This is a genomic window from Streptomyces sp. NEAU-W12, assembly GCF_026242095.1.
Taxonomy (GTDB): domain Bacteria; phylum Actinomycetota; class Actinomycetes; order Streptomycetales; family Streptomycetaceae; genus Streptomyces.
In genome coordinates, this window is sequence record NZ_JAPJDM010000015.1 from 86,018 (window position 1) to 103,283 (window position 17,266).

17 protein-coding genes and 1 tRNA gene are annotated in these 17,266 nt (G+C 73.3%); 9 read left to right on the forward strand and 9 right to left on the reverse strand.

Features of this window, described 5'->3' with window-relative positions; genetic code table 11:
* Positions 1-13 precede the first annotated feature (13 nt).
* Complete coding sequence (locus ORI94_RS20210; protein ID WP_416237858.1) at positions 14-565, reverse strand: NUDIX hydrolase; 552 nt, start codon at positions 563-565, stop codon at positions 14-16.
* Positions 566-811: 246 nt separating this feature from the next.
* Here ORI94_RS20210 and ORI94_RS20215 point away from each other — a divergent pair, with 246 nt between their 5' ends.
* The 4 genes from ORI94_RS20215 to ORI94_RS20230 all read left to right on the forward strand — a co-directional run bounded on the left by ORI94_RS20215 (position 812) and on the right by ORI94_RS20230 (position 4,977).
* The gene (locus ORI94_RS20215) at positions 812-1,762 is read left to right on the forward strand and encodes a hypothetical protein (RefSeq protein ID WP_266077547.1); all 951 of its coding nucleotides are present in this window, start codon (positions 812-814) and stop codon (positions 1,760-1,762) included.
* A gap of 105 nt (positions 1,763-1,867) precedes the next feature.
* Positions 1,868-3,409, forward strand: coding sequence for an APC family permease (locus tag ORI94_RS20220; protein ID WP_266077549.1), 1,542 nt, complete (start codon positions 1,868-1,870; stop codon positions 3,407-3,409).
* A gap of 271 nt (positions 3,410-3,680) precedes the next feature.
* Positions 3,681-4,358, forward strand: coding sequence for a molybdopterin-dependent oxidoreductase (locus tag ORI94_RS20225; RefSeq protein ID WP_266077715.1), 678 nt, complete (start codon positions 3,681-3,683; stop codon positions 4,356-4,358).
* Positions 4,342-4,977 carry a cytochrome b/b6 domain-containing protein gene (locus tag ORI94_RS20230; RefSeq protein ID WP_266077551.1) on the forward strand — a complete coding sequence of 212 codons (636 nt, stop codon included), beginning with the start codon at positions 4,342-4,344 and terminating at the stop codon, positions 4,975-4,977. Before ORI94_RS20225 ends, ORI94_RS20230 begins: the two co-directional genes overlap by 17 nt.
* Positions 4,978-5,158: 181 nt before the next feature.
* On the opposite strand, the gene ORI94_RS20235 is transcribed toward ORI94_RS20230, so the two are convergent.
* Positions 5,159-6,556 (reverse strand): gluconate:H+ symporter, encoded by a 1,398-nt coding sequence (locus tag ORI94_RS20235; protein WP_042168601.1) that lies wholly within the window; start codon positions 6,554-6,556, stop codon positions 5,159-5,161.
* Between the two features lie 84 nt (positions 6,557-6,640).
* Entirely contained in the window at positions 6,641-7,159 is a 519-nt protein-coding gene (locus ORI94_RS20240; protein WP_266077554.1) for a gluconokinase, read from the reverse strand.
* Positions 7,160-7,296: 137 nt separating this feature from the next.
* On the opposite strand from ORI94_RS20240, the gene ORI94_RS20245 reads away from it, so the two are divergent.
* On the forward strand, positions 7,297-7,998 hold the full coding sequence (locus ORI94_RS20245) for a FadR/GntR family transcriptional regulator (protein ID WP_266077556.1): 702 nt from the start codon (positions 7,297-7,299) through the stop codon (positions 7,996-7,998).
* Positions 7,999-8,059: 61 nt separating this feature from the next.
* Here ORI94_RS20245 and ORI94_RS20250 read toward each other — a convergent pair whose 3' ends face one another.
* From ORI94_RS20250 to ORI94_RS20260, 3 genes are all read right to left on the reverse strand, one after another.
* Positions 8,060-9,022 carry an alpha/beta hydrolase family protein gene (locus tag ORI94_RS20250; protein ID WP_266077558.1) on the reverse strand — a complete coding sequence of 321 codons (963 nt, stop codon included), beginning with the start codon at positions 9,020-9,022 and terminating at the stop codon, positions 8,060-8,062.
* A gap of 255 nt (positions 9,023-9,277) precedes the next feature.
* Positions 9,278-9,652: a YchJ family protein gene (locus ORI94_RS20255; protein WP_266077560.1), complete on the reverse strand. Its 375-nt coding sequence runs from the start codon at positions 9,650-9,652 to the stop codon at positions 9,278-9,280.
* Positions 9,653-9,724: 72 nt separating this feature from the next.
* Positions 9,725-9,809, reverse strand: a tRNA-Leu gene (locus ORI94_RS20260).
* A gap of 267 nt (positions 9,810-10,076) precedes the next feature.
* Between ORI94_RS20260 and ORI94_RS20265 the strand changes: the two genes are divergently transcribed.
* From ORI94_RS20265 to ORI94_RS20275, 3 genes are all read left to right on the forward strand, one after another.
* Positions 10,077-11,405 (forward strand): M20/M25/M40 family metallo-hydrolase, encoded by a 1,329-nt coding sequence (locus tag ORI94_RS20265; protein ID WP_266077562.1) that lies wholly within the window; start codon positions 10,077-10,079, stop codon positions 11,403-11,405.
* A gap of 143 nt (positions 11,406-11,548) precedes the next feature.
* Positions 11,549-11,782 carry a chaplin ChpH gene (gene chpH / locus ORI94_RS20270; protein WP_042168569.1) on the forward strand — a complete coding sequence of 78 codons (234 nt, stop codon included), beginning with the start codon at positions 11,549-11,551 and terminating at the stop codon, positions 11,780-11,782.
* Between the two features lie 221 nt (positions 11,783-12,003).
* Positions 12,004-12,690 carry a chaplin gene (locus ORI94_RS20275; protein WP_323056073.1) on the forward strand — a complete coding sequence of 229 codons (687 nt, stop codon included), beginning with the start codon at positions 12,004-12,006 and terminating at the stop codon, positions 12,688-12,690.
* A 103-nt stretch (positions 12,691-12,793) separates the two neighbouring features.
* On the opposite strand, the gene ORI94_RS20280 is transcribed toward ORI94_RS20275, so the two are convergent.
* A complete protein-coding gene (locus ORI94_RS20280; protein WP_055574802.1) occupies positions 12,794-12,982 on the reverse strand; it encodes a DUF5703 family protein in 189 nt (62 codons plus the stop codon).
* Positions 12,983-13,029: 47 nt separating this feature from the next.
* On the opposite strand from ORI94_RS20280, the gene ORI94_RS20285 reads away from it, so the two are divergent.
* The gene (locus tag ORI94_RS20285; RefSeq protein WP_266077568.1) at positions 13,030-13,728 is read left to right on the forward strand and encodes a hypothetical protein; all 699 of its coding nucleotides are present in this window, start codon (positions 13,030-13,032) and stop codon (positions 13,726-13,728) included.
* 122 nt (positions 13,729-13,850) lie between these two features.
* Here ORI94_RS20285 and ORI94_RS20290 read toward each other — a convergent pair whose 3' ends face one another.
* Positions 13,851-16,184, reverse strand: coding sequence for a helix-hairpin-helix domain-containing protein (locus ORI94_RS20290; protein ID WP_266077570.1), 2,334 nt, complete (start codon positions 16,182-16,184; stop codon positions 13,851-13,853).
* Complete coding sequence (locus ORI94_RS20295; RefSeq protein WP_266077572.1) at positions 16,181-17,167, reverse strand: aldo/keto reductase; 987 nt, start codon at positions 17,165-17,167, stop codon at positions 16,181-16,183. The genes ORI94_RS20290 and ORI94_RS20295 overlap by 4 nt, the downstream gene beginning before the upstream one ends.
* Between the last annotated feature and the right edge of the window lie 99 nt (positions 17,168-17,266).

Consider the following 17,266-nt stretch of genomic DNA (forward strand, 5'->3'; position numbering starts at 1 on the left):
GGGCCGGTGCGGCTCACCGGCCCGGGCCGTCCGGCTGCCCGCGGTGGGCCCTGAGGCGTGCGTACGCTTCCAGGCCGTCCGGAGTCCACGCCCACCCGCCCAGGCGGCGCTCCAGCTCCGGCCCGGTCAGGAAGGCGTGCCAGGCCACCTCCTCGGCCTGGGGCCTCACCGGCAGGTCGCAGCGGACCTCGTGGACCGCCGACCACCAGCTCCGTCCGCCGCCGTCGTCGTAGAGGAACGCGAAGAGGAACGTGGGCTGCGGCAGCCCGGACACGCCCAGCTCCTCCTCGGCCTCCCGCAGGGCCGCCTCGGCGTAGCTCTCGCCGGTGCCCACGACCCCGCCGACGAACATGTCGTACAGGGAGGGGTGGACGAGCTTGGCCGCCGTGCGCCGGTGTACGAAGATCCGGTCCTCGGCGTCCCTGACCAGGACGAACGCGCAACGGTGCCGCAGACCTCGCGCGTAGGCCTCACCGCGTGGGGCCCGGCCGGTCACCCGGTCGTTCTCGTCCACGATGTCGAGGATCTCGTCGGCGGCGGGCACGGGACGGTCGGCAGCGCTCATGCACCCATCGAAGCAGGTCCCGCGCCGGGCCCGTCCACGCGGGCCCCCAGGGCCCGCCGTGTGGCAAGTGATGTGCCCGCGAAGCCTGTTGACGCGTGTAATGCCCCGGGTGCCCTTGACGTCAACTGTTGGCTGGCGGTTTGCTGTCCGTGATCAGCCCATGGCTGACGGCAGCCGACCACTGCCGTACGGGCCGACCACCCGCCATGGGCCGAGCCACCGGAAGAGCGCGTGAGGAAGTCCGCGGTGCCCCCACCCCCGCCTCCCCTCGGCCGTGCCCGCAGACGGGCGGCACAGGCCTTCGACGAGGCCCTCGACGACGACGAACTCGTCGCCGCGCGAGCCGCACTGGCGCAGGGCCGGTGGCAGAACAGCCGCTCGCTGCTGGTGCGCACGGGGGAGGACTGGGACCGCCGCGGCCACCGGATCACGGTGCTCGCCCGGGAACCCTCCTGTGCCGCCTGGGCCCGCGACTGGCTGCTCGCCGACCCCGGCTCCGGGGACGGGGCCGTCCTGCTCGCCCTGGCCCAGGTCCGGCGTGCCCTGCGCGGCAAGGAGAAGCCCGCCCCCGCGCGCGAGGCCTGCCACCGGGCCGCCGCCGTGCTGCCCGCCGACCCCACCCCCTGGCTGGGCCTGCTCCTGCTGGAGTGCGCCCGGGGCGCCGAGGGGGACGCGGTCCGTGTCTTCGAGCAGATCCGCTCCCGGTACGCGGACCACCACCACGCCCACCATCTGGTGGTCGCCTGGCTCGCCGAGCGCCGTGTGGAGGCGGGCCCGGACCCGCTGCACGAGGTCTACGACTTCGCCAACTGGTCCGCGGAGCAGGCGCCCGCGGACTCGCCCCTGGCGATCCTGCCGGTCATCGCGCACGCCGAGCGCTACCGTGCCCTCGCCGCCGCAGGGTACGAGCGGGCCGACCCGGCAGCCTCCGGACACTGGGTGGGCCGCCGGGCCCGGCAGGTGATGAAGGCCGCCTTCGACTGGTGGCTGGAGTGGGAGCAGGAGGACCATCCGCGCCGCCTGATCGACCTGAACTTCCTCGCCCACGCCAAGGTCTGCGAGGGCCGGGGCGCCGAGGCAGCCGCCCTGTTCCACCGGATCGGCGACAAGGCCACCCCGGTTCCCTGGTCGTACCCCGACCGGGACCCGCTCACCGCCTTCCGTGCCGCACGGGCCGCCGCCCTCGGCACCGGATGACCCCTCGCGCGCCCCTGTGCACCACTCAGGAACACCCGGCCCGCTCCCTTCACCGCGCTCCCTCCAGCACACGGCAACCACTCCCGACGCAAGGACGGTTCCCCGATGACGACGGACAGTTCGCGCACGAGCAGATCCGCAGCGGACGGCATCAGCACGTTCAAGGGACAGGAGCGTGCCCTGCGTGCGGGCCGGCTCGGCACGGGAGGACTGCTGCTCTCCGTGCTCGCCGCGACCGCCCCCCTCATGGTGGTCGCGGGTGTCATGCCCACCACATTCGCGGTGATGGGCATCGTCGGACAGCCGCTGCTCTTCGTCCTCCTCGGCGTCGTGCTGGTGCTCTTCAGCCTCGGCTACGCCGAGATGAGCCGGCACGTCCACAACGCCGGCGCCTTCTACGCGTACATCTCCCGCGGCCTCGGCGGCACCGCCGGCGCGGGCGCCGCGATGGTCGCGCTGGTCGCCTACAACGCCCTCCAGGTCGGCATCTACGGCATCTTCGGCTTCGAGGTCTCCGGGCTCCTCGCCACCTACGCCGGCCTCGAGGTCGCCTGGTGGATACCGTCGCTGGTGGCCCTGGCCGCCGTCGGCGCGCTGGGCTGGCTGAAGATCGACGTCAACGCGCGTGTGCTCGGCGTCCTGCTGGTCGTCGAGGTGCTCCTGGTCGTCGTCTTCGACGTCGCCGCCATCGCCGATCCGGGCGGGGAGGGGCTGTCGCTGCACGCCTTCGACCCGGACACCCTCACCGGCGCCGGTGTCGGCACCGCCCTGTGCTTCTGCATCGCCGCCTTCCTCGGCTTCGAACAGGCCCCGGTGTACGCGGAGGAGACCAGCAGGCCGCACGTCCTGGTGCCCCGCGTGATGTTCCTGGCCGTCACCGGCGTCGCCGTGTTCTTCGCGATCAGCAGCTGGGCCCTCACCGTCGCCACCGGTCCCGCGGGCATCGTCGCCACCTCGCAGGAGCAGAGCGCGGGACTGCTGTTCTTCCTCACCGAGTCCCGGCTCGGCGGCACCTTCACGGACGTCCTGCACGTCCTCTTCGTCACCGGCATGTTCGCCGCGATGCTCAGCTTCCACAACGTCGTCGCCCGGTACGCCTTCGCCATGGGCCGCGAGGGCCTGCTGCCCGCCGCCTTCGGCCGCACCACCGGCACCAGCGGCGCCCCCGGCACCGGCTCGCTGCTCCAGACGGGCATCGCCGCGGTGCTCGTGCTCGCCTTCGCGCTCACCGACGACAAGCCGGCCGGCGACCCGACCGCGCCCGTCCTGCGCCTGTTCACCTGGTTCGGCAACGTCGGCGCCCTCGGCGTGATCGTCCTGATGGCGACCGCCTCGCTGTCCGTCGTCGTCTTCTTCGTCCGCCGCGGTGCCGCGGGCGCCCAGGCCTGGCGGCTGGTCACCTCGGCGCTGTCCGGTCTCGCCCTGGCCGTGATCGCCGGCTACACCGTCAAGGACTTCGACGTACTCGTCGGCACCGGTCCCGACTCCGTCCTGAGCCTGCTGCTGCCCGGCATCATCGGGCTGGCCCTCGTCGCCGGCCTGGTCCAGGGCCTGGTCCTGCGCTCCCGCGCCCCCGGGACGCACGCCCGTATCGGGCTCGGCAACGAGGCGTTCCAGCTGGACAAGGAGGCCGGGCGCACGTCGTAGGCCCACACGGACGGGCGGGGCGGGCGGGGCGGGGCGGCCCGCACGGCCGGCTTACGGAAGTCTGACGGACACCCGCGCCCCCTGGCCCCACCGGGGGCGCGGGTGCTCGAATGGCACGGTGAACCCCGAACGACCGGAAGCACGCGACCATCCGGACGACCGCGAACGGCTTGCAGCGCACGACCGGCCGGACGACCGGGAACGGCCCGCGGCACGCACACCGCCCGACGGGGAGGCGCCCGACGGCCGGGGCCGGCCCCTCGGCCGCCGGATCCTCCTGGGCACCCTCGGACTCGGCGCCCTCGGCGTGGCCGCCGCCCCCGTACTCCAGCGCGGACTGGAGTCCTTCCTCGCCGGGGCCTCCGACAAGGACCCCACCGGCCTGACCGGCCTGCTCCCGAACGGCGGCGGCTTCCGCTACTACTCCGTCACCTCCTCCGTCCCGCGGAAGGACGCCGGGACCTACCGCCTCACCGTCGACGGCCTGGTCGACCGTCCCGCCTCCTACACCCTGGCCGACCTGTCGGCCCTGCCGCAGACCCGCATGGTCCGCGACGTCCAGTGCGTCACCGGCTGGCGGGTGCCCCGTACACCGTTCGAGGGGGTACGCCTCTCCCGCCTCCTGGACGCGGCGGGCGTGCGCGCCACGGCCGGCGCGGTGCGCTTCACCTGCTTCGACGGCGCCTACTCGGAGAGCCTCACCCTCGCCCAGGCCCGCCGGGCGGACGTCCTGGTCGCCCTGCGCATGCAGGACGAGGACCTCGGCCACGCCCACGGCGGCCCGGTCCGCCTCTACGTCGCCCCCATGTACTTCTACAAGTCGGCCAAGTGGCTCTCCGGCATCACCGTCACCGAGGACGTCGAGCCCGGCTACTGGGAGCAGCGCGGCTACGACATCGACGCCTGGGTCGGCCGCTCGAACGGACGCGACGATGAACCCACGGACTGACCTGCCGCCCACCGCCGTCGCCGCCACGACCGGCGTCCCGCGCTTCACCCGCGCCGCGCGGTGGGCGCACCGCACCACGGCCGCGCTGATGGGCCTCTGCGTGTTCACCGCCGCCTGCCTGTACGTCCCCCAGCTCGCCCAGCTGGTCGGACGCCGCGCCCTGGTGGTCACCGTCCACCAGTGGTCCGGGCTCGCGCTGCCGGTACCGGTCCTGGCCGCACTGCTCTCCCGGGCCTTCCGCGCCGACCTGGGCCGGCTGAACCGCTTCGGCCCGCACGACCGCACGTGGCTGCGGGCCGCGCTGCGCCGCGACGGACGCCCCTCGCAGCGGCCGGCCGGAAAGTTCAACGCCGGACAGAAGATCTACGCGGCCTGGACCGCCGGCGCCACGCTGGTGATGCTCGGCACCGGTCTGATGATGTGGTTCACCCACCTGACCCCGTTGGTGTGGCGCACCGGCGCGACCTTCGTCCACGACTGGCTGGCCCTCACCCTCGGCATCGTCCTCGCCGGCCACATCGGCATGGCCCTGGCCGACCCGGAGGCCCGGCGGGGCATGCGCACCGGCACCGTCGACCGCGACTGGGCACGGCGCGAGCATCCGCTGTGGCGGCCCTGAGCACAGGGCGGACGGGCGCGCCCCCCGCCCCCCCGGGGGGCGGCCCGCGGGGCGCCGCCGCCGCCCACCGGTGCGCCCGGGGCGGCCCGCCCCCCCGGGGGCCGGGGGGGGGGGGCGCCGCGCCCGCGGCCGTACCGGAGACAAGCTGCGTGATCAACCGGACGACCGGCGTGGTGACCGGCTAAATGACCAACGACAGCAGCAGCACCAGCGCCCCGGCGACCACCGAGATGATCGTCTCCATGACCGACCAGGTCTTGACGGTCTGGCCGACACTCAGCCCGAAGTACTCCTTGACCAGCCAGAAACCGGCGTCGTTGACATGGCTGAAGAAGACCGAGCCGGCACCGATGGCGAGCACCAGCAGAGCGGCGTGCGTGGTCGACATGTCGGCCGCGAGCGGTGCCACCAGGCCGGCCGCCGAGATGGTCGCCACGGTCGCGGAACCGGTCGCCAGCCGGATCGCCACCGCGATCAGCCAGCCGAGCAGCAGGGCCGGGATCGACCAGTCCTCGGAGATGTCGAGCACCATCCGACCCACACCGGAGTCGATCAGGGTCTGCTTGAAGCCGCCGCCCGCGCCGACGATCAGCAGGATGCCGGCGATCGGGGCGAGGCCCTTCTCGACCAGCCCCGAGATCCGCTCCTTGCTGAACCCGGCGGGCAGGACCAGCGTGAAGATGCCGACGAGCACGGACGCGAGCAGGGCGATCATCGGGGAGCCGATGACGTTGAAGACCCGCTGAACGCCGTTCTCCGGGTCGTCGACGACGATCTCCACCAGGGCCCTGGCCAGCATCAGCACGACCGGCAGCAGAATGGTCGCCAGCGTCGGACCGAACCCGGGACGCTTCTCCAGGTCCTCGGAGGGGCGCTGGGGGATCATCCGGTCCGGGGCGGGGACGTCCACCCAGCGGGCGGCGTACGTGGAGAAGACCGGACCGGCGATGATCACCGTCGGGACGGCGACGAGCACGCCCAGCGCGAGCGTCACGCCGAGGTTGGCGTCGAGCGCGTCGATCGCGACCAGCGGGCCGGGGTGCGGGGGCACCAGGCCGTGCATCACGGACAGGCCGGCGAGCGCCGGGACGCCGATCCGCATCAGCGAGTAGTTGCCGCGCTTGGCGACCATCAGCACGACCGGGATCAGCAGCACGACACCGACCTCGAAGAACAGCGGCAGACCGATCACCGAGGCGATCAGCACCATCGCCCACGGCATGGTGCGGCCGTTGGCCCGGGCGAGGATCGTGTCGACGATCTGGTCGGCGCCACCGGAGTCGGCGAGCATCTTGCCGAGGATCGCCCCGAGGGCGATGAGCACGCCGACACCGGCGACGGTGGAACCGAGCCCGGCGCTGAAACTGGTGATGACCTTGTCCAGCGGCGCCCCGGCGAACGCGCCGAGCGCCAGCGAACCGATGGTCAGCGCCAGGAAGGCGTGCAGTTTGAAGCGGGTGATGAGCACGACGATGACGGCGATGCCCGCCAGGACGGCGATGCCCAGCTGAGCGTGGCCGGCCGAGGTGATCGGCTCGGGTGCGTCCGCTGCCAGCAGCTCGACACTGAGTCTGGTCACGGTGAATCCCTTGTGAGTACGGGGAGGGGGAGCGGGGGGAACAGGGGAGCGGCCGGGCCGAGTGCCGGCTGCTCCGGGCGGGGGCTAGGAGGCCGCTTCGGAGAGGTCCGCGAGGGCGGCGACCGCCTGTTCGGTGATCTCCTCGGGGCTGCCCGTGACCTCCACGGCGACCCCGCGCTCGTCCGGCTCCAGCGGCTGGAGCGTGGCGAACTGGGAGTCGAGCAGCGCCGTGGGCATGAAGTGCCCCTCGCGGTGCGCCATCCGGTCCTCGATCAGCGCACGGTCACCCGTGAGGTGCACGAAGACCACGCCGGGCGCGGCCGCCCGCAGCCGGTCGCGGTACGACCGCTTCAGCGCCGAGCAGCTGACCACGCCGCCGAGGCCGCCCCGTCCGTGCGCCCACCCGCCGATGGCGTCCAGCCAGGGCCGGCGGTCGTCGTCGTCGAGCGGGGTGCCCGCCGACATCTTGGCGACGTTGGCCGGGGGGTGGAAGTCGTCGCCCTCGGCGTAGGGGACGCCGTACCGGGCCGCGAGCAGGGGACCGATGGTGGTCTTGCCGGTGCCCGCGACGCCCATGACCACTACGACATGGGGGATGTTCATCGCTGCCTCACAGTCTGCTGTCGTCGTCGACAACCTGATGTCGAGGCAACTGAAACTCAAAGGTAAGACAAATACAAGGGGGTGTGACGCATAAGTCTGACCTTTGGAACCTGTGATCCGCCCCGTACTCTGAGTGGATGAGCACCATGGGCCGGGGTCTGCACGGCCGTGTACTGGACACCCTCGGCCCCGAGATCACAGCGGGCGAATACCCGCCGGGCAGCGTGCTACGCACCGACGAACTCGCCCAGCGTTTCGACGTGTCGCGGTCCGTGATGCGTGAAGTGGTGCGCGTCCTGGAGTCCATGCACCTCGTCGAGTCCCGGCGCCGGGTGGGGGTGACGGTCCGCCCGGCCCGCGACTGGAACGTGTACGACCCCCAGGTCATCCGCTGGCGGCTGGCCGGCGCGGACCGCCCCCGGCAACTGCGCTCGCTCACGGTGCTGCGCTCGGCCGTCGAACCGGTCGCGGCGGGGCTCGCTGCCCGCAACGCCACCGCCGAGCAGTGCGCCGAACTCACCGAGTGCGCCCTCGGCATGGTCGCCCACTCGCGCGGCCACCAGCTCGAGGGGTACCTCTTCCACGACGTGGCCTTCCACCGCGTCATCCTCACCGCGTCCGGCAACGACATGTTCGCCCGCCTCGGCGACGTCGTCGCCGAGGTCCTCGCCGGCCGTACCCACCACGACGTGATGTTCGAGGACCCCGACCCGGCCGCGGTCACCCTGCACGTCCGGGTCGCCGAAGCGGTCCGCGAGCGCGACGCCGCACGTGCGGAGGAACTGACCCGGGAGATCACCGTGGGCGCACTCCAGGAACTGGACATCCTGGCCCCGTGACCGTGACCGTGACCGGGCCGGGGCGCCGCCGTGCCCGGTCCGCCGCGCCGGTCCGTCCGGCCTACTTGGACTCGACCCGGCCGAGCGGGCCGGGGCCGGCCGTCAGCGCGTCGCACGCCTCCTGCCAGGCGGAATCCCCCGGGTGGAACCGGCTGCGCAGGTAGGCCCAGGTGAGCCGCGCCACCGCGGCGACCCGCGCGGGGTTCTCGTCCGTGGTCTCGGCGACGTCGTAGCCGGAGATCCCGCCGAGCCCGTGCTCCGCGCCGAACAGGGTGAGCAGCGACTTCGGTCCCGGCGCGAGGGCGTACGGATCGGCGTGCCAGTCCGGACCGCGGACCGTCAGATGGGCGGAGTCGTCCTGGTCGCCGGCGACCACGAGCGCGGGCGTGGTCATCCCGGAGAAGTCCGTGGTCAGGAGGAAGGGAAGGGCCTCGGCCATGGAGGGGGTGAGGGCGTCGCCCCCTCGGCCGGGTGCGGCGAGCAGCACCCCCGCCCCGATCCGGGGATCGGTCAGGTCCACTTCCTTTCCGTCGTCCGGATCGGTGAGCCGGGCGCCCAGCAGCAGACTCGCGGTGTGTCCGCCCATCGAGTGCCCGGCCACCGCCACGTGGTCGCGGTCCACCCGCCCGCGCAGCTGCGGCACCGCGGCCTCGATCGCGTCGAACCCGTCGAGGACGCGTGTCATGTCCTCGGCCCGTGACCGCCAGTGCAGGGGCGCCCCGGGTGTGGCGGGGTCCAGGTCCAGTGTCCTCGAGCTGAGATGGGTCGGCTGGACGACGACGAAGCCGTGCGCCGCCCAGAAGTCGGCGAGCGGAGCGTAGCCGTTCAGCGAGGAGAGGTGGTTCGAGTGGCCCTGGCCGTGCGAGAGGAGGACGACCGGCAGGCCGCCCCCGGTCACGGGCGCGGAGACCCGGACCTCCAGGTCCACCGCCCGGCCGGGAGCCGGCACCACCACCGGACTGACGGAGAGGACGGGGGCGGGGGCGGGGAGGGCTGTGCGGGCAGGGGAGGTCGGTGTGCTCATGCGGGGGTTCCCTTTCGATGGCCTCCGGCGCCGGCGCCCGCTCTCGGGCGGCCGACGGTGGTCGAGGCGGTCGGAAACGTCCGGTTCCGGCCACGCCAATAAGCGGAACGCTGTTCCAATTACGATACGGAACAGCGTTCCGCTCTGTCAACGGCGGTCCGGAACGAGGGGGGACGGGCGGGGCCGGTGGGCGGGAGCCCTCTGGGCGGGGGTCAGCTGAGCGGGGTCGGGTGAGCGGGAGCCGGGCGGGCGGGCTCAGCCCGGGAACTCCCCGTCGAGGTACATCCATGCCCCGTCCACCCGCTCGAAGCGGCTCCGCTCATGCAGCGAGCCGCCCCGGTAGGAGGCCCGGAAGGTCACCGTCCCGGTGGAGTGGAAGGCGGACCCGGCGGCCGCCTCCAGGATCTCCAGTCCGGTCCACCGCATCCCGGGATCGAGGTCGATCCGCTCCGGCCGCGTCCGCGGATGCCAGGTCCGCAGCAGATAACCGGCGTCCAGCCGTACGAAGGCGCAGTACCGCGACCGCATCAGCCGCTCGGCGGTCGGCGCGGCGGCCGCCCCCGAGTGGAAACGCCCGCAGCACGCCTCGTAGGTCTCGAGGAGTCCGCAGGGGCAGGGGTGAACGGCCATGGTCTTCCTCCGTGACGGGACGCGACAAAGCGCGAGGGCCGCGACCTGATGGTCGCGGCCCTCGCGTTCACGTGTCCGAGGGGGGACTTGAACCCCCACGCCCGTTAAAGGGCACTAGCACCTCAAGCTAGCGCGTCTGCCATTCCGCCACCCGGACAAGGTGTCTGACGCGCGGGTTTCCCCCGCAGCGACGACGTAAACATTACCAGGCTTTCCGGGGTGGCCGATCACCCCCGGCGGGTGCCCGGCCCGGCGTGCCCGGCCCGGGCGTGCCCCGTTCCCGGGGAACGCCGTGCGACGGGCCGGGTCCGGTCTTGGGGCGGGGGCCGCGCAGGGGGGAGGATGAGGGGAGACCCACGAGCAGTGACGGCGTGCGGGGAACAGAGTGCAGTGACAAGAGTGCAGTGACAGCGGGAGGAACCACGTGAGCGCGACGGACGGCACGGCCAAGGGCGTCACCGGTGAGGACGAGGTCGTGGACCTCTGCCGCGACCTGATCCGGATCGACACCAGCAACTACGGCGACCACTCGGGCCCCGGCGAGCGCGGGGCGGCCGAGTACGTCGCCGAGAAGCTCGCCGAGGTGGGACTCGAACCGCGGATCTTCGAGTCGCACAAGGGCCGCGCCTCCACCGTGGCCCGGATCGAGGGGGAGGACCCCTCCCGGCCGGCGCTGCTGATCCACGGCCACACCGACGTCGTGCCGGCCAACGCCGACGACTGGACCCACCACCCGTTCTCCGGCGAGATCGCCGACGGATGCGTGTGGGGGCGCGGGGCGGTCGACATGAAGGACATGGACGCGATGACCCTGGCGGTCGTCCGCGACCGGCTGCGCAGCGGGCGCAAGCCCCCGCGCGACATCGTCCTCGCCTTCCTCGCCGACGAGGAGGCCGGCGGCACCTACGGCGCCAAGCACCTGGTCCGCGAGCACCCCGAGCTGTTCGAGGGCGTCACCGAGGCGATCGGCGAGGTCGGCGGGTTCTCCTTCACCGTCAACGAGAAGCTGCGCCTGTACCTCGTCGAGACCGCCGAGAAGGGCATGCACTGGATGCGGCTCACCGTCGACGGCACGGCCGGCCACGGCTCGATGACCAACGACGACAACGCGATCACCGAACTCAGCGAGGCGGTCGCCCGACTCGGCCGGCACACGTGGCCGGTACGGGTCACCAAGACCGTACGGGCCTTCCTGGACGAGCTCTCCGACGCCCTCGGCACCGAACTCGACCCGGAGAACATGGACGAGACCCTCGCCAAGCTCGGCGGCATCGCCCGCATGATCGGCACCACCCTGCGCAACTCGGCGGCACCCACCATGCTCGGTGCCGGCTACAAGGTCAACGTCATCCCGGGCCAGGCCACCGCCCACGTCGACGGCCGCTTCCTGCCCGGACACGAGGAGGAATTCCTGGCCGACCTCGACCGGATCCTCGGCCCTCGCGTGAAGCGGGAGGACGTGCACGCGGACCGGGCGCTGGAGACCGGCTTCGACGGCCGGCTCGTCGACGCCATGCAGACCGCCCTCAGTGCCGAGGACCCGATCGCGCGGGCGGTGCCGTACATGCTCTCCGGCGGCACCGACGCCAAGTCCTTCGACACGCTCGGCATCCGCTGCTTCGGCTTCGCCCCGCTGCGGCTGCCGCCGGAGCTGGACTTCGCCGGCATGTTCCACGGGGTCGACGAGCGGGTGCCGGTGGACGGCCTGAAGTTCGGTGTCCGGGTACTCGACCGGTTCCTGGACGCGTCCTGAACGACCCCTTTCCTTACCGGACAGACGTACGGATTTAGCTGGGAAGAGTGAATGCGACGATAAGCTCGTAGCCTCATTACTTCCTTCTCGTTACCCGTGATGTGACCCGCTGATGTGGATCGCATTGCCAACGAGGAGGAATAATGATCAAGAAGGTCGTCGCTGTCGCCGCCGCCACCGGTGGGCTGGTTCTCGCGGGTGCGGGCATGGCCGCCGCCGATTCCGGTGCCCAGGGCGCCGCCGTGAACTCCCCGGGCGTCGCCTCGGGCAACGTCGTCCAGGTCCCGGTGCACGTTCCGGTGAACGCCTGTGGCAACACGGTTTCCGTGATCGGCCTGCTGAACCCCGCGTTCGGCAACACCTGCGTCAACCAGTGACGTTGTGCCTCGCCCATTAGGGCACGCTTTTTCAGGGTTTGATCCTGTCGGCCCCGCAGTGCGCGCCACGCGCTCCGGGGTCGACCGGTTTTCCCGTACGTCCCGAACGCCGGGAACGGAATCCGAGGGAGTCCGTGAGTCCGTGAGTCCGAGAAATCCCAGGAATTCATGGAATCCCGGGAAAACCCTTCCCGGCACTTGTCGAAGGCAGGAATCAGTACATGCGACAGGCCACCCGTAAGGGTCTGATGACCGTGGCAGCCGCGTCCGGTGTGATCGCCGCCGCGGGCGGGCTCGCGCACGCCGACTCCGACGCGCAGGGCACGGCCAAGGGCTCGCCCGGCGTGCTCTCCGGGAACTCGGTCCAGGCGCCGGTGCACGCGCCGGTCAACGTCTGCGGAAACACGGTCTCCGTCGTCGGCGTCCTCAATCCGTCCGTGGGCAACTCGTGCGCCAACCAGGACGGCTCGGCGGCGAGCGGCCACGGTGGCGCGCAGGCCGACGGGGACACCGCAGGTTCGCCCGGCGTGGCGTCCGGCAACCGCGTCGAGGCACCGGTCCACATTCCGGTGAACGTCTGCGGCAACAGCGTCGACGTCATCGGTCTCGGCAACGCGGCCCTGGGCAACGAGTGCGCGAACGGCGGCTCCGACGACCAGGAGCCGCCCGGCCGGCCCGGCGACCCCGGCGAGGCCGAGCCGGGCACGCCGTCCACCCCGGGCGAGGCCGCCCTCGGTGGCTCCGCGCCCGGCAACCAGCCGGACACCCACTCCGCCGCGCTGCCCCGGAACGACGTGGAGCTGGCCGCTACGGGCAGCGAACTGCCGGTCGGGCTCGCCCTGCCGGTCGGGGCGGGCGTGCTGCTCGCCGGCGTGGTCCTCTACCGCAAGGCGCGAGCCGCCGCGTGACACCGGCCGCGACAGGGGCCGAAACCTGTCGTACGGAGCGGGCCCGGCTGCGCCGGTGCCCGCTCCGTGGGTGAGGGCGCAGCGGTCGGCGGGGTGTCCGGACTCACCAGGTCGCGCGTACCTGGCGGATGATCCGCCGCCGCAGCCGCACCTTGCGGCTGCCGTCGCGCAGCAGACGCAGTCGGTCCAACTCCCAGTGACCGTACTCCGCGTGGTCCGTCAGCAGACGGGCCGCCTCCTTGCGGGAGACCCCACGCGGCACGTACACGTCGACAAATTCGTATTCCGGCATCGCATCTATTGTGCGGGCTGGGCCCCGGTACGGATAGCGTCTGCACTATGTCTGATGCTGCGCAGCCCACCGCTGCCGAGGTACGCGCCGCCGCCGAGGCGGTCAAGACCGCGCTCGACCGCCACCTGGCCGCGGTCGAACGCCGGTCGGGGGAGGACGACCCGGCCGTCTACGAAGCGTTCAACGAGCTGGCCGGGGCCGCTGAGGCGTACGACGAACTGCTCTACGACCGCTACGACGAAGTGACCCCCTTCGAGATCCCCGCGGCCGAGGACGCCCTGCCGCCCTACACCGGCCCCGAGGAGCCCAGCGCGCTCAGCGTGCTGATCCGCCGCGACTACGCCGTCGCGGAGCCGCGGCGGCTGCTGGCGCACGCGCAGCGGATCGAGGCGGCGGACGACGAGGGCTCCGGCACCTCCGGCACTTTTGATGCCTCGGGCACCGTCCACGGCGCGCTCGGCCTCCTGTTCGGCGAGTACGAACCGGACGAGATCGCTTCCCGGCACAAGGAGTTCGGCCTCGAGGAGGGCGACTCCACCCTCTGGGTGACGGCATCGGACGAACCGGCGGAAGCCGGTGAATGGCTCGAGGCGCCGTTCGACCAGGTGGACCCGGCGCAGGTCGTGTGCCGCTTCGACGTCAGCGCCGTCTTCGACGAAGATCCCGACGACGAGGCGGACGACCTCGACGACACCGGCGGGGACCTCGAGGACGGGCCGGTGCCGGCCCTCGACGCCGACCGCTGACCACTCCCGAGCCGAGCCGACGGGACCGGTGACGGCGGCAGGAGCGACACCGGCGGTGGCGGTGGCGGTGGCACCGAGGGTGTCGCCGCCACCGCGGGCGTCGTGGCGGGTGGTGCCCCCGGTCAGCCGGCCGGTGCCGGTACCTGTGGTGCCAGCAGTACCGGCAGCCGGGTCGTCCGGGGCTTCGCCGCCACCTCGGCCACGGCACGCGGCAGTGCCTGCTCCGCGCCGTGCACCACGGACAGGTGGCGGTCCGCCCGGCTGAACGCGGTGTACACCCACGGCCGGCTCAACGCCCGCACGGCATCGCCGGGCAGCACCACGACCACGGCCGGCCACCGGTCACCCGCCGCCTGGTGCGCCGTCAGCGCCCAGCCGTGCCGCACCGACTGCTCCACCCGCTCCTGCGGTACGACGACGGCCTCGCCCGCGCAGGACAGGTGCAGCCCGTCCGCGTCGGCCTTCACCACCCGGCCCGGCACCGTGCGTCCCCGGGCGGGGGAGTAGGCGATCCGGTCGCCCGGGTCGAAACCGCCGAAGCGCCCCGGCCCCGGATTCAGCCGCTCCTTCAACGCCGCGTTCAGCGCGCGCGTACCCACCGCGCCCCCGTGCCCCGGCGTGATCACCTGCGTCTCCTCCGCCGGTACCCCGATCGCGCGCGGCACCGAGTCGACCACGAGCTGCACCGTCCGGTGCACGGCCTCGCCAGGGTCCCGCACCGGCACGATGACGACCTCCCTGCCGGGCGCCGCCACCTGGTTCAGCTCACCGACCCCGATACCGGAGACCAGTTCGCCCAGCGGCCCGGGGTCCGGCCGCCGGGAGGCGACCTGCGGACACGCGCGCGCCGCCAGCAGATCGGCGAACACCCGACCGGGACCGACGGACCACAGCACGCCCGGATCCCCGGCCAGCAGCAGCCGGGCGCCGTCCGGCAGCGACTCGGTGACCAGCGCGGCCGCCTCGACGTCCAGCCGGGGAGCGTCCAGCACGACGAGCAGGTCCAGCAGCAGCGCCCCGTCGGCGTCCCGCCCCGGCCCCTCGGCACCGGACAGCAGCCCGGCGACGGTGGCGACTTCGGGGCCCTCGGGCCCGGCCTCCCCCGCCACGTCTGCTTCGGCGGTCGCATCCCCCAGGCCCGTGGCCGTGCCCGTGTCCCCGGCCGTGGCGGCCTCCAGCAGGGCCGCGAACCGGGTGCGCCCGACGGGGGTGTGGGCGGCGGCCCAGGCGCGCAGCCCGAGACCGTGCGCCGCCCGGAGCAGGGCCGCGGGCTCGGCGAGCGACGCCTCCCCGCCCGTGTGGAGCACCAGCCCGTGACCGGCGACCGCGCGGATCAGCTCCCCCGCGGAGCCCCCCACCGAGGCGGCGGCCCGCTCCCACTCCGTACCCGGACCTCCTCGTTCGGGCGAGGAGTCGACGAGCCGGGCGAGCCCGTCGGCGAGGCTCTCCTCGGCCATCGCATACCGCTCGAGCCCCACGAGTACCCTGACGGGCCGCTCCTCGTCCGCGCCCTCCGCGCCCTCCGCGCCCTCCGCGCCCTCCGCGCCCTCCGCGCCCTCCGCGCCCTCCGCGCCCTCCGCGTCGTCCGTCCCGTCCTCGCCGTGCGCGGCGCCGGCTCGCTGCGGTGCCGAGGGGCCCGTTCGGGGCAGCGGGTCCTGGAAGACGAGGACGTCACCGTCGGAGACCGCGGTCCGCACGGCCTCCTCGGCATCCGGTACCCCCTGCCGCGCCAGCGCCGCGGTCAGCGCGGACATCTCCAGGGCGGTGTGCCCCGCCTCCGCGGCCTGCTCCAGCAGCCACCCGGTGACCGCCCGCTCCCGACGTCCGTCGTCCGGCCCGGCTCCGCCGCCGAGCAGCGCCCGGGCGAAACCGTCCGCCTGCTCGGGCCGTACGCCCGTCACCCGCAACAGCAGCCAGGGATCGTTCCGCAGCGCCTGTGCGGCCCCCCCGCCCAGCACATCGGCCGCCTGCACGGCGAGCCCTCCGGGCGCGCCGCCCCGGGCGAGCACCTCGCGCACGGCCGCGACCACGTCGGGGGCGGGGGCCGGCCCGACGGTCGTCGGCGGCGCCGGCCGTACCGGTTCGGGAGCGGGCCGCCGTGGCGCGGGCCGGGGCTCCTCGGACACCGCGGCCGCCGGCTTCTCGCCGCTCTCCACGGCCCGTACGGCGGCGAGCAGATCGGCCGCCGTGCCGCTCAGCTTGCCGCCGGCCGCGACCGGCCCCTGCCGCTCCGCCTTCCGCCGCTCGATCCGCTCCCGCTCGGCCCGCTGCGCCAGCAACTCGGCCTCGGCCTCGGACACCTGCCGGGGCCCGGGTGCCTGCTCGCCCTCCGCCGCCGCGTTCTCCGACTCCGCCGGCGTCTTCGAAGAGGCGTCCGCGGCGTCCGTGGTGTCCGCGGCCTCGCCCGGCGTCCCCGGCTCGGCGTCCTCCGTGGTCTCGGGCGGCTCCGTGCTCACAGCGTGCTCCAGTCGTGATCGGGATAGCGGTGCACGGGAGCCGACACATCGTCGAGCGCCCGGCAGATCTCGTCAGGAAGACTAAGCGCCTCCACCGACAACGCCGCCGTGAGCTGCTGTGCGTTGCGCGCGCCGACGACGGGGGCGGTCACGCCCGGCCGGTCCCGCACCCACGCGAGAGCCACCTGGAGCGCGGTCACGGCGAGCCCGTCCGCCGCCGTCGTCACCGCGTCCACGATCCTGCTCGCCGTGTCGTCCAGATACGGCTCCACGAACGGCGCCAGGTGCGCGGAGGCGCCCCGCGAGTCCGGCGGCACGGCGTCGCCCCGGTACTTGCCGGTGAGTACGCCCCGCCCGAGCGGTGACGAGGGAATCAGCCCGATCCCGGTGTCGAGGGCGGCCGGCAGCACCTCCCGCTCCACACCCCGCTGGAGCAGCGAGTACTCCATCTGGGTACTTGCGAGCCGGGCGCGCGAGCCGGGCGCGGCGAGCTGCCAGGTCGCTGCTCTGGCCAGCTGCCAGCCGCAGAAGTTGGACACGCCGGCATAACGGGCCCGCCCGCTGGAGACGGCGATGTCCAGGGCCTGGAGTGTCTCCTCGAGCGGGGTGGCGGGATCGTAGGAGTGGATGTGCCACACGTCGACGTGGTCGGTGCCCAGGCGCGCGAGCGAGGCGTCCAGCGCGGAGAGCAGGTGCCCGCGCGAGCCGTCGACCCTGCGGTCCGGATCCGGCACGCTCCCGGCCTTCGTCGAGATGACGAGGTCACGGCGCGACACCAGCCCGTCCATGAGCTGTCCGAGCAGATACTCGGCCTCCCCGTCGCCGTACACGTCGGCGGTGTCGACGAGGTTCCCGCCCGCCTCGCAGAAGGTCTTCAAGAGGTCCGCGGCGTCGTGTTCGTCGGTGTCCCGACCCCAGGTCAGGGTCCCGAGGCCGATCCGGGACACACGCAGGCCGGTACGGCCGAGATGCCTCTGCTCCATGGACGCCGAGATTACTGGCCGGACCTTGTGGTGCGGGACCTGCCGACAACGGATTTCCCCAGGCACCGGACCGCCCGGACCGCCGGGCCCCGCCCGGCC